Source organism: Mameliella sp. AT18 (genome assembly GCF_028807275.1).
GTDB lineage: Bacteria > Pseudomonadota > Alphaproteobacteria > Rhodobacterales > Rhodobacteraceae > Antarctobacter > Antarctobacter albus.
The window spans coordinates 1-11,487 of sequence record NZ_JARAMO010000161.1 but is presented as its reverse complement, the minus strand read 5'-3'; the positions used below and the strand labels follow the sequence as shown (position 1 = coordinate 11,487).

Sequence of the window (11,487 nt, the reverse complement as noted above, 5' to 3'; positions counted from 1 at the left end):
TTGCCCGCCCCGTTCGGCCCGATGATCGCGGTCATCTCGCCCGCAGGGAAGGCCGCATCGACGGAAAACACCGCAGGTTTCTCACCGTAGGACACGGTCAGGCCCCGCAGGCTCAGGGCGGCGTCAGGGCGTGCCGGCGCCGCCGCCTGCCCGCCGGATGCGGCCAAGGTCACGGAAGGTTCGGTCATCCGTTCAACAGTCCTTTCATGCCATCGCGCGGGACGTCGCCGCCAAGGGCCCCGGCAATGGTTGTCGCGTTGTGATCAATCATGCCGACATAGGTGCCGACGTAGGTACCCGGCTCTCCCATCGCGTCCGAGAAGAGCTCGCCGCCGATGACAACCTCGTGCCCCTTGGCGGCGGCACCTTCGATCAGGGCGCGGATGTTGCGATCAGAAACAGAGCTTTCGACAAAGACCGCGCCGATGCGGCGATCCACCAGGATATCCACCAGATCCGCGATCCGGCGCAGCCCGGCTTCGGACTCTGTCGAGATACCCTGGATGCCCATGACCTCGAACCCGTAGGCCTGGCCGAAATAGTTGAAGGCGTCATGCGCCGTGACCAGCACGCGGCTTTCCTCGGGCACGCTGGCAAGAATGCCGGCGGCATAGGTGGCCAGTTCGTCCAGTTCTGCCAGGTGCGCGGCGGCATTGGCGGCAAAGACCTCGGCACTGTCGGGTCGCACCGCGCTCAACGCGTCGCGTACGTTTTCCACCACATGTGTCCAGAGATCAGGCACCATCCAGACGTGCGGGTCGAACTTGTCGTCGTAGTCGTCATGGGCCAGCAGCAGATCGCGCGGCAGTCCCTCGGCCACGGCGGTCGTTGTGCCGCGTTCGCCCAGATCCTGAAGGAATTCCTCCATCTGCGCCTCAAGGTAGAGACCATGCCAGAGCACGACATCCGCGCGGGCCATCGCCACGATGTCGCTGCGGGTCTGGCGATAGCTGTGCGGATCGACACCCGGCCCCATCAGGCCACGGACCTCGACAAGATCGCCCCCCACCTGCCGTGCGGCATCGGCGATCATGCCCGTGGTCGCGACCACGGTTGTCACCCCCTGCGCGGCCAGGCCTTTGGCCGACAGGGCCAGCGGCAAGGTCGCCAGTCCGGCAAGAAGCTTTCGCTTGGTCAAAGTCACTGTGCACCTCCTCAAGACGACACCCCGGCGATACACCCGCCGAGGCGTTTCCACCTGCGAGATATAGTGCGACTAATTCGCAAGAGTCAATGAAAATGAGAATTAGTCGCAACTGGGGCCGCCAAGATCATTCCACGTCGCCAAGTCCGCCCATTTTTTCACCACGCCCGTCACCATCGGGCACGTCACCTCCGGGCTTGAGCCGTGTGCCGCAGCGTGTCAGCCTGACCTTCTGTTGCGAACCGGCAGGAGGGTCCTATGGCGACCGAGCTTTCGCGCATCCGGCACTACCCCGAGCTGGACGGCAAGACGCTGCTGGTCTGCGTCGGCGCCATGAAATGCGCGACGAGCTGGTTGCACGCCTACATGGGCGGACTGGAGGGCGTGTCGCCCTCTCCGCTCAAGGAACTGCATTTCTTCAGCCGAGATTTCCCGGAACATGCCCTGAGTGACATGGACCTTCTGGCAGTCCGTCGTTTGACGTTGTTCCTGTCGCAAGAGGGGCACCCGGCAGAGCACCTGGCCGCTTCGCCGATGCTCCAGGCCGCACTGGACCGGGTGCAGATGATCTATGACGACAACGCCTATTTCGGCCATATGGCCCGGATCAGCACCCCGCAGACACGGGTGATATGCGATGTCACCCCGGCCTATTCAGTGCTGGGGACGGCGGGTTTTGCCCATATGCAGGCCTTTTGCGCCACGCAGGACATCCGGCTGAAACTGCTGTTCGTCATGCGTGACCCCGTCGAACGGCTGTGGTCTCAACTGCGGCACATGCAGCAACAGGGCCTGACAGAGGACGCCACGCAGGCTTGGGCCGACGCTCTGGACGCGCCCGCGATCATGGCGCGCGGCGACTACCGGGCAACCGTCAAGGCACTGGACGACTGTTTCGCGCCCGAGGATCTTCTGTACCTCTTCTACGAGGATCTCGCCGGGGGCGACGCCCTGCCCCGGCTATGTCGCTTTCTGGACACCCCCTGGCGGTCGCCCGGCCCCGGGCTACGCCGGAATGAAACCACCGTGGGAACCGCCCTGCCCCATGACGCGCAAAAGGCCCTGGCCGCGGCCCTGGCGCCCCAATACGCCTTCTGCCGCGCACGGTTCGGCGGAGACCTGCCGAAGCAATGGCAAGGTTAACCTGACTGTCCGCAACGCGACGGATGCGGGATACTGGCAGCCACACCGCTGACACCGGTGCAGGCCTGAGACTTCCTTGACCAGTAATCCCCGCCCCAAGGTTCGGGGCGTCCATCCAGGAGACCAGCCAAATGCCCGAAGACGGTATCATCATCGACGACATCGGCTTTCGTTTCTTCAGCCAGGACAACGGTCCCTTCATCGCCAATGACCGCGCGGTGCAGCAGACCTTTGACCAACTGGCGGACCGTATCGTCCAGGAAGCCGCGTTCGACCACCTGGGCGCAGCTCGCGAGGCAGTTCAAAGCGCCGCGCGCCGCAAATTCACCGAGGACCCGCGGGATCAACCGGATCCGCAGGACACCGAGGACTATGTCCCCGGAGACGAATTCTTTTTCTAAAAAACCATAACATGCGCCGGGGCAAACCACTTGCATTCGGCGCATGATCTGGGGGACATGGCGGCAAGCCTGTCAATCTGTTGTGGAAAACTCGGGTTGCAGCTACATTGTTCAGCCTGCCACCTGAGGGAATCGCCATGACCCGCTTTGCCGCCCCCATCGCCGAACAGATCTGGGACATGAAATACCGCCTGAAACAGGCGGACGGCACGCCGCTTGACCTCAGTGTCGAGGACAGCTGGCGCCGCATCGCCAGGGCGCTGGCCACGGTCGAAAAGGACCCCGCTCATTGGGAAGAGCGGTTCTATGAGGCGCTGGAAGACTTCAAGTACCTGCCTGCGGGACGGATCACCGCAGGCGCCGGCACCGACCGCAGCGTGACCCTGTTCAACTGTTTCGTCATGGGCACGATCCCCGACAACATGGGCGGCATTTTCGACCAGCTGCGCGAGGCGGCGCTGACCATGCAGCAGGGCGGCGGGATCGGTTACGATTTCTCAACCATCCGGCCCAAGGGCGCACCCGTGGCAGGTGTGGCGGCGGATGCCTCGGGACCGCTGTCGTTCATGGACGTCTGGGACGCCATGTGTCGAACGATCATGTCCGCAGGTTCGCGCCGCGGTGCGATGATGGCGACCATGCGCTGCGATCACCCGGACATCGAGGATTTCATCGGAGCCAAGGCCGACAGCGCGCGCCTGCGCATGTTCAACCTCTCGGTTCTGGTCACGGATGCCTTCATGGAGGCGGTCAAGGCGGACGGCCCCTGGGAGCTGGTCTTTGACGGGGTGGTCTATCACACGCTCCCCGCGCGCGACCTGTGGAACCGGATCATGCGCGCCACCTATGACTATGCCGAGCCGGGCGTGATCTTCATCGACCGGATCAACCAGGCCAACAACCTCAGCTACTGCGAGACAATCGCCGCCACCAACCCCTGCGGCGAGCAGCCCCTGCCGCCCTATGGCGCCTGCCTGCTGGGGTCGGTCAACCTTGCCCGGCTGGTCAATGATCCCTTTACCGGCGACGCACACCTCGACGAGCAGGCACTGGACAAGCTGGTCGCCACCGCGGTCCGGATGATGGACAACGTGGTCGATGCCTCGCGCTTTCCGCTGGAGGAGCAGGCCCGCGAGGCCCTGAACAAGCGCCGCATCGGGCTGGGCGTGACCGGGCTGGCGGATGCCCTGCTGATGGTACGGCTGCGCTACGGTTCCGAGGAAGCGGCGCGGCAGACCGAACGCTGGTTGCACCGGATCGCCCGCGCCGCCTACCTGGCCTCCGTGCAATTGGCGAAGGAAAAAGGCGCCTTCCCGCTCTTTGATGCCGATGCGTACCTGGACAGCGGCACGATGCGGGGTATGGACGAGGACGTACGCGCCGCCATCCGCGAACACGGCATCCGCAATGCCCTCGTCACCTCGATTGCCCCCACCGGGACGATCTCGCTCTATGCCGGGAACGTCTCGTCGGGGATCGAGCCGGTCTTTGCCTATGCTTACACCCGCAAGGTCCTGCAAAAGGACGGGACCCGGACCGAGGAAGAGGTGGTCGACTACGCGGTGCAGATGTACCGTGAGACCTTCGGCACTGATGCCGCCCTGCCCGAGTATTTCGTGAATGCGCAGACGCTGGCGCCACTGGACCATGTCCGCATGCAGGCCTCGGCTCAGAAATGGGTCGACTCGTCGATCTCCAAGACCATCAACTGCCCCGAGGACATTTCCTTCGAGGACTTCAAGGACGTCTACCTGCAAGCCTACGAGACAGGCTGCAAGGGCTGCACAACCTATCGTCCGAACGACGTCACCGGATCGGTGCTGAGCGTTTCCGAGGTCGAGGACGTGGCCCCCGGCGAGGCGCCGGACCAAGTCCGGGGCGAAGGCGCCCAGGGCGCCGAGGTCGTCTACATGTCCGAACCCCTGGACCGCCCCCAGACCCTCGAGGGCGCGACCTACAAGCTCAAGTGGCCCGACAGCGAACATGCCATCTACCTGACGATCAACGACATCATCGTCGGCGGCCGCCGCCGCCCCTTCGAGGTCTTCATCAACTCCAAGAACATGGAGCATTTCGCCTGGACCGTGGCCCTGACGCGGATGATCTCAGCCGTGTTCCGGCGCGGTGGCGACGTGAGCTTTGTCGTCGAGGAACTGAAGGCCGTCTTCGACCCGCGCGGCGGCGCCTGGGTTCAGGGCAAGTACATCCCCTCGATCCTCGCGGCCATCGGCGGCGTCATCGAGCGCCACATGATCGCAACCGGCTTCCTGGAAGGCGAAGGCATGGGCCTGAAGAGCGACCCGACCGCCCAGGTGGTCAACCTCGACCAGCCTCGCGGTCCGGCCTGCCCCAACTGCGGGCAATACGACATGCGCATGGTTGAGGGTTGCATGACCTGCGCCTCCTGTGGGCATTCGAAGTGTGGATGAACAGAGGTTCGTGCATGAGCCTGTTTTTACGGGCGTAGTTATGCCAAAACCCGTGAATTCGCCTGCCAAGGGTCGGGACTTGTTTTGCCAAGAGTCCGTTAAGGATTGAAATCACTGGGTTTCTTGAGAACTCGTGTCCAAGCCTGTTTTGGTGGGAAAATCCTGCTGTGACAGTCCTGCTGGCAGGTCACCACTGAGTTCTCCGACATGAGCAAAAGTTCGGCCCGCTTCCCTTCCGGGAGGCGGGCCGTTTTTCCTTGTCAGTTTCTGCTTTTATGGGGCCCATAACCTCGCTGCCCGCGTGAAAACGTGGGTCTTTCTCCTACAGCATTTCCGATCCACGGTGTCGGTAGTCGGAGCCCCGGGTCATCTATTACCCAAGGCGGCGCATGTTGGGTGATTTTGACGCGCTACATGAGAGCGTTTCGCGCCTGAGGCAGATGGAGACAGGACACGGTTTCCAGAAAACTGATCGGTTGGCGTAAGTTGGCTGTGTGCAGAACCCGACAGGAGAAAAAAGGGCGGCTTTCGCCGCCCTTTTCCGAGGTGCCTGCGAATTTCCTATGGGGATCGCCAGCGTCGCAACGCATCCTCGATTCGCGCGTAGGCCTGGATCGCCTCATGCTTCGAGTGATGGCCGTCGCAGAACTGGTGGCCGTAAGTGTCTGCTCGGGTGTCTTCGATCGTGTAGCCGAGCGCGAGAAATGCCTGGTGCGCCGCGTCGGTCAGCCGCGCGGGATGGCTCGGCGAGGTCATGACGGTCACGCCGGCGATCTCACGGCCGATCTGCGTGTAGTGACGGTCCACCCACACGTGGACCCGTGACAGGCTGTGCATCTCGATGAGCCACAGCGTCACGTCGCAGATGTCCTGTTCCAATCCGAACTCATCGGGACGGACGCTCAGGCGGCGCTGACGCGCCACCTGAAGGGCACAGCGTGCCCCGGTCTCATTCGGCATGACGGAACCGCGCCAGGAGCTCGCTAATGCGTGCGCCGTGCCACCGTGTCATGTCGGAGGCTGGCAGCCCCCTATCGTGACCGATCCGGTCGAGCGACGAGGGGCTCTGCTCGGCCAGGATGCGTCGGATGTCGCGCAGCGCGGCCTCGACGGCATCGGTATCCGGGATCGGCCGCCCGAAGGCGCCATGCAGATCGCAGAGAGACGCGAACCCATTCCTGTCATCGAGCGCGTCGAGCAGGTCGCAGAGACTCGCGCCGTGACGGCGGAGGTGCTGCTCGACAAAATAGGTCGCGCCGAGACGCGCCTCGGCGGTGTCGAAGTTGTTGGTGTTCAGCATGATAATCTCCCTTTCATGCGGTGGCGGAAACGATGGTGTTATTGCCTATTCTTCGGCGTCATGTTCCGTGCGTTGCGGGAGACGAGTTGGGTCAAGAAGGCTCTTCTCTATCGTTTGCGAGGGCTGGCCTCAGGTGCTCGCGAAAAGAAAATTGGCCATTTATTCTGACCACGAAAAAAAAGTACCGGCCAAAGGATCTCTTGCCAGATCTTATCTCGCACCGCCGCGGGCGTTTCGCGGCGGTGCGGGGTCGGGCTTCAGGCGGCGCACTCGTCTACGGCTCTGACGATCCCGGCCGCGTGCAGTGCTTCGTCGAGACCATCCGCCAGGAGGCAGATCTCCGGCACGATGGGATCGTCGGGTTCCATCATCGCGATGCTGCCTGTGTCGTCCCAGTTGTCATCATGTGCGTGATCGAGGAACAGGATGCGGCGCAGTTCGAGAAGCAGGCGTTGTACACGGCGGGTTATCCGCCCTGGCTGGTCGAGGGCGTCGCGGATATCGTTGACCAGCCGCACGCCTTGACGACCTGCCAGCAGGACGGCCGCATGGCCGAGCGCTTGGTCATGCCCCGAGAAGAAAGCTCGCAGCGCCAGTTCTCCGGACGGAGTGACGCGGCACTCCGCGCAGCGGTTGAATTTCGTGTGAAACATGGATCCTCCTTTGATTTCTTGGTCCCGGGTTTCGTCCCGGGGGTCAGGGAGGGTCGGAGATCCTTGTTGGATGCCTATCGCCGTGGCGTGCGCCTTTTCTGAAAGGGCAGGAGATCGGCGCTGGGAGGTTGTGCGGTTCCTTTAATAGAGTTCGAGGCACTCTGTGCCCTTGGATGCAAGGGACATTGGCCGAAGTTCTCGATGGCGAAGAAGTTTTTTTTCGGTAGACGCGCTTCGACCGGCAGATTTCCTCCCACATGAACAAATGTGCGAGGCAAAGCGAAGCACCCTTTTGGGCCGAGGCTCTAAAGAATCTTGGACGGTCTGCTACCTACGAGTGCCTAACGCGGGCGCTTGAACCACGCCCTTGGCTTCGAGTATTCCATTAGAGGTTTGTTTTTTCCACTGGTAAGCTTTGCGTATTCGATACAAAGCCTTAGGAGTTTCGAGATGCCAACCGTACCACCGCTCCGAAAGGCAATGATCATCATCGCCGTCTCTGACTACGCAGGCGCCTACCCGCGATTGCCGGGCACATTGACCAGCGCTGCGAGGCTGGGCAACTGGGCCAGGGATCCCGCGCCGGGCAGGGACTACAAGGTTCTCGAGATCACCGATGCAGCTAAGAGCCCTGTAACAGTCGACCGGTTGCGCCACGAGATCAACGCGCTTCTTACGACCACGATCATCGACCGATTGGTGGTCTATTTCGCCGGGCACGGTCTTGTGCGCTCAGCTACTGACCAATTTTGGCTACTGACCAATGCTGACCTGGATCGGCGGGAGGGCGTCGATATGATGCCCTTCATCGACGGGTTGAAGCGCTACAGTATCGGTGCTTCCAGTCCACACCTGAAGAAAGGGCAGCTTTGCATTATCGCGGATGCCTGTCGCGACACGAGCCGTGACGCAATAAGCTTCACTGGCGACCCGATCCTAACGTCCGCCGCAAAGCCCAGCCCGATGGACACGGATATGTTCCTCGCCACCACCTTGGGCGACTTTGCTTATCAGCCTGCCGCAGTCGCGGGTGGGGTCGCCTCGTGTCTGTTTTCCGATGTTCTATGCGAGGCGCTCGAAGGCGGAGTGCCAAGCGTGATCGATGCTTCTCACGCCTTCGGTACGGTTATCGACAATCAGAAATTAGCGACCTACCTCGACGATGAAGTTCCGAAAAGGGCGATGAAATATAACGAGAAAATGACGCCTGACACAATCAGCGGTCTAAGGCGTGACTTCAACTTCTACGACCTGATCCCCTCGGCGTCGCGGGCCAAAGAAGGAGGGGACGTCGGTGATGCTCCAGTCGCACCGAATTCGACCGAAAAGCTACTCCACCCCGCGAACACCAGACGCGTCGTCCGCGACAACTCCTTTTTGGATCTCGAACCCGCGGCAAGACGGTCGAATGACTTTGGCCATGTGATTGACCGCAGCGCCGATCTTATGAACAAGCTGAATGTCGGCCCGAGCTATACGGGCGCGATTGTCTCCGAATTCGACCAACGGGTAGCTCTTCCGGAAACGGCGGCGCAATATCTGACGGTCGAAGGGTATCGCTGGAAGTTTCTGCCTGAAAACGTCTATCTGGCACCACAGCTGTTCGTCCGGCAGCGCGATTTCTGGACACTCGCTCCAGCCTATCCTTACAGCGTGACTGTGTTGCAGCCGTGGAGCCCCGGTGATGTTCTGTTCAACACGCTGGACGAGATGCGCCAGACGGATTGGGACAGCTCGCTCAGCTCCTCCGTCGCCACCAGCTGGCAGGAACATCGCCGCATGAAAGATGCAATTCGCGCCGCTGATCGGTTGCGCTTTGGCAAAGAGCGTCAGCCGCTGCATGCCGATCAAGCAGGGTATATCTATCACATGGTGGGTGACATTGATAACATCGTTCGAACCGCACACTACATGGCCCGGGTCGGTTTCCTGACCAGCGATCTGGCATACCTCGCGGCGACGGACCTGCGGTGGTCACATGGCGAAGACGGCTGGGAAATACATGCCGACCTGCCTGCGGTGGAGAGCGACGACGACCCGCTGCGCCCCGATTTCGCGAATTCGGCGATGGAAGCATGGCATGACGTGCCGGTCAAAACGCTTTTCCCGGTGTTCCGCCAAGGCTGGCGCCGGATGGCCGAGCTTCCCTTCGACACCATGCCGGACGTCTTGCGAGAACTGGCGCATATGACCGAGGGCTACGCCGCCGTCGTCCTGCCCGACAGCGCCATGCCCATCGTCCAAGAATATTCTTCGTATGTGATCCGTGATTTGACCCCTTAGGAGATCTAACCGATGCGACGTCTGATTTTCGTGCACGGCATCAACAATGAAAGCTATACCCGCGAAGACATCACTAAATTATGGGGCGACGCACTGCGAAAATCGATCGGCTCGCGCGCAGATTCATGGTGGGACGAAGTGGAGGTGCGCACCGCCTATTACGCAACAACGCTGGCGCGAGAAACGGCAGACTGGGACGAGATGGAGGCCACCGGCACCCGGATGAGTGTGGGCTCTCCTGAGACGGATTACGCGGATGAAGACGTGGCCGGACTCTACCTTGCGCTACAGCGGGCCTACGGCATAAACGACGATCGCGTGGCGCAGGAGCTTGAACCTGGCGACGACCGCACGGCGGCGACGCGCATGGCCGCGGGAATTCACAAGAAATGGCTCAAGGCCATTGCTCGCACGCTGGAAAAAGTCATTCCCTCTGCGGCGGACGGGCTGGCACGCAAGTTCCTCGCGCAAGCCGCGACTTATCTCAACAAGCCCGGGGTTTTCGATCAGATCAACGAGATGGTGAACGACCAGGTTTTCGAAGACCTCGATCCGCTCGATCGCACCGTAGTCGTTGGCCATTCGCTCGGTACCATCGTCAGCTATGTGTTGCTGCGCAGGATGGTGCGGGAAAATACCCTGCCGGTTTTCGTCACGCTTGGTTCGCCGCTGGGAATCGACATCGTGCGCAACCGCGTGGGACATCCCAGGATCACGCCCCCTGTGGCCGCGCGATGGGTAAATGGCTCCGACCCGGAGGATTTCGTGGCGCTTCGACCCAGTCTTGACCAAGACAATTTCGGCCCGGCGGAAATCGTCAACTATCCGATGCTCGACAATGGACACGAGGATGCCCATTCAATCGAACGATACCTCGCACACTCCGAGATCGCAGAAGTTATCTACGCGGGCCTGAAATGACTTCGCATGAAAAGTTCCGATTTCTGGTGCGCTTTGATGATCGGTTCTCATTCTGACGCAGCACTTTGACCTTGCCGTCTAATATCGAGTTTCAATCATGATAGACTGCAAAAATTAGAAAATTAGACTTGGAAATAGGTTGTTACGTGTCGGAAAGTGCGTCTACGATGGTCAGCAGGTATCTCCTTACCTGCTCCCGATCACTCTTTTTCTCTTTTTCGGAAAGTTGAAAGTATGGCGTGGCGATCTGTCGTTCCCACTGCTTGACCAGATCAGCTGGAATCACCAGCGCCCCGTCAGACCGATGTTCGCACTTGCTGTGCATATAGCGCTGCCAATGTGCCCAGCGCTCATGTTCAATGTCCGCGAGCTCGTCAATAATGGCGTCGAGTCGCGTCGTGATCTGCTGTCGATCCATCCTAAATCACATCTTCTGCGACCAAACGGCGGTAGTGTTCGCCAAGAGCAGTCAGCGTGCAGCTCTTACTCTCCATGGTAGCATGCCACATGTGCGGGGCACCGACAGGAACCACAAGGTTCACCCGCACGTAGTTCTGAAGGATCCGCAAGATCTCAGTCTTCTCTGGATTGGGAGGCGGGATATCAGATCCCTCCGCCCCTGATCGATGGGGCTCATAGCTGGGGTCAAGCTGGTATTCGTAGCCCGGCTCAGGGAAGAATTCCGCCAGTCGTAGCAGTTCTGCGAGTGCGATAGGTGGCCGTACCTTACGGAGTGACACAAAAGACGTTACATTGGTCTTGAAGACAGGACGTTGCTTCCACGCGCCGAGAGATTGATCGATGTGGGCATATACACTTCCCGGCGTCACATCTCCGACCAAGTTCGCAGCAGCGCCACTGAGAGCATCTACCAGCAACGTGGTGAAGATCCCTGAACCGTTCAGCTCGTCGGCGTATTGTTCCGCGGTAGAAGCCGTCAGCACGGTTACACCTTCGCCAATCTCGGCGACCGGCACCAACGGATTCGTAGCGGCGACGCCACTGTGACAGCTATCGAGGATGATCATCTTGTTCTCGGACGGCGAATTGTTTGCCATCGTCATTATTTCGGCCAGCGGGATGCCATCGTCACCGGTCTCGCAGTCAGAGGGGCAGAGGTAGCCGCCGGTCGCCTCGATGTACCCATGGCCAGCAAAGTATAGTAACGCTATTTCGTGCTTGTCTGTAAGCGGTGTGCCGCCCCCACACTTAC

Annotated in this window: 11 protein-coding genes and 1 pseudogene; 5 read left to right on the top strand and 7 right to left on the bottom strand. The window is 60.8% G+C overall.

From position 1 onward, the window contains the following. Together PVW46_RS14650 and PVW46_RS14645 are read right to left on the bottom strand one after the other, a co-directional pair. Positions 1-188 (bottom strand): annotated as a pseudogene (locus tag PVW46_RS14650) (manganese ABC transporter ATP-binding protein); the annotation flags it as partial. Continuing rightward, on the bottom strand, positions 185-1,138 hold the full coding sequence (locus PVW46_RS14645) for a metal ABC transporter solute-binding protein, Zn/Mn family (RefSeq protein ID WP_043144765.1): 954 nt from the start codon (positions 1,136-1,138) through the stop codon (positions 185-187). The pseudogene PVW46_RS14650 and the gene PVW46_RS14645, both read right to left, overlap by 4 nt. A 264-nt stretch (positions 1,139-1,402) precedes the next feature. On the opposite strand from PVW46_RS14645, the gene PVW46_RS14640 reads away from it, so the two are divergent. From PVW46_RS14640 to PVW46_RS14630, 3 genes are all read left to right on the top strand, one after another. After that, the gene (locus PVW46_RS14640) at positions 1,403-2,287 is read left to right on the top strand and encodes a sulfotransferase (protein WP_043144670.1); all 885 of its coding nucleotides are present in this window, start codon (positions 1,403-1,405) and stop codon (positions 2,285-2,287) included. A gap of 131 nt (positions 2,288-2,418) precedes the next feature. Then, a complete protein-coding gene (locus tag PVW46_RS14635) occupies positions 2,419-2,688 on the top strand; it encodes a hypothetical protein (RefSeq protein ID WP_043144671.1) in 270 nt (89 codons plus the stop codon). 137 nt (positions 2,689-2,825) lie between these two features. Next, positions 2,826-5,117 carry an adenosylcobalamin-dependent ribonucleoside-diphosphate reductase gene (locus tag PVW46_RS14630; protein WP_069208083.1) on the top strand — a complete coding sequence of 764 codons (2,292 nt, stop codon included), beginning with the start codon at positions 2,826-2,828 and terminating at the stop codon, positions 5,115-5,117. A gap of 561 nt (positions 5,118-5,678) precedes the next feature. On the opposite strand, the gene PVW46_RS14625 is transcribed toward PVW46_RS14630, so the two are convergent. The 3 genes from PVW46_RS14625 to PVW46_RS14615 all read right to left on the bottom strand — a co-directional run bounded on the left by PVW46_RS14625 (position 5,679) and on the right by PVW46_RS14615 (position 7,070). Next, positions 5,679-6,077, bottom strand: a complete 399-nt coding sequence (locus PVW46_RS14625; protein WP_274576382.1) for a hypothetical protein — start codon at positions 6,075-6,077, stop codon at positions 5,679-5,681. Then, positions 6,067-6,417: a hypothetical protein gene (locus tag PVW46_RS14620; protein WP_069208081.1), complete on the bottom strand. Its 351-nt coding sequence runs from the start codon at positions 6,415-6,417 to the stop codon at positions 6,067-6,069. Before PVW46_RS14620 ends, PVW46_RS14625 begins: the two co-directional genes overlap by 11 nt. 257 nt (positions 6,418-6,674) lie before the next feature. Next, positions 6,675-7,070, bottom strand: a complete 396-nt coding sequence (locus PVW46_RS14615) for a hypothetical protein (protein ID WP_069208080.1) — start codon at positions 7,068-7,070, stop codon at positions 6,675-6,677. Positions 7,071-7,550: 480 nt separating this feature from the next. Here PVW46_RS14615 and PVW46_RS14610 point away from each other — a divergent pair, with 480 nt between their 5' ends. Both PVW46_RS14610 and PVW46_RS14605 read left to right on the top strand, forming a co-directional pair. After that, on the top strand, positions 7,551-9,353 hold the full coding sequence (locus PVW46_RS14610) for a caspase family protein (protein ID WP_069208079.1): 1,803 nt from the start codon (positions 7,551-7,553) through the stop codon (positions 9,351-9,353). Positions 9,354-9,365: 12 nt separating this feature from the next. Beyond that, positions 9,366-10,274 (top strand): hypothetical protein, encoded by a 909-nt coding sequence (locus PVW46_RS14605; RefSeq protein ID WP_069208078.1) that lies wholly within the window; start codon positions 9,366-9,368, stop codon positions 10,272-10,274. A gap of 142 nt (positions 10,275-10,416) precedes the next feature. On the opposite strand, the gene PVW46_RS14600 is transcribed toward PVW46_RS14605, so the two are convergent. Both PVW46_RS14600 and PVW46_RS14595 read right to left on the bottom strand, forming a co-directional pair. After that, positions 10,417-10,692 carry a hypothetical protein gene (locus tag PVW46_RS14600; RefSeq protein WP_069208077.1) on the bottom strand — a complete coding sequence of 92 codons (276 nt, stop codon included), beginning with the start codon at positions 10,690-10,692 and terminating at the stop codon, positions 10,417-10,419. A gap of 1 nt (position 10,693) precedes the next feature. Then, positions 10,694-11,487 (bottom strand): caspase family protein (locus PVW46_RS14595; RefSeq protein WP_274576380.1); only part of this gene is annotated, 794 nt, incomplete at its 5' end.